Source organism: Paraburkholderia sp. SIMBA_054 (assembly GCF_046534875.1).
Classification (GTDB): Bacteria; Pseudomonadota; Gammaproteobacteria; order Burkholderiales; family Burkholderiaceae; genus Paraburkholderia; species Paraburkholderia hospita.
The window spans coordinates 1-229 of record NZ_JAWRXV010001877.1 but is presented as its reverse complement, the minus strand read 5'-3'; the positions used below and the strand labels follow the sequence as shown (position 1 = coordinate 229).

At 55.0% G+C, this 229-nt stretch carries 1 protein-coding gene; it reads left to right on the top strand.

Annotated elements, in window-relative coordinates; all coding sequences use genetic code 11:
* Positions 1-229 (top strand): hypothetical protein (locus SB822_RS61560; RefSeq protein WP_410859727.1); only part of this gene is annotated, 229 nt, incomplete at both ends.

Below are 229 nucleotides of genomic sequence, written 5' to 3'. Positions count from 1 at the left end.
CAACACTGGCTGGACGTTGCCGCACAACAGAAAACGGTAGCAATTACCCTGCGCGAACTGGCACCGTTCGACAAACGTCTCGGCACCACTCAGCAAGCGTATGAAAAAGCCTTTGCCGGGGTGGTCAATCGCATTCTCGACGAAGGGTATCAGGTGATTGCGCTTTCCACCTGTACGGGCATCGACAGCTATAACAAAGACGACCGCATGGTGGCGCTCAATCTTCGCC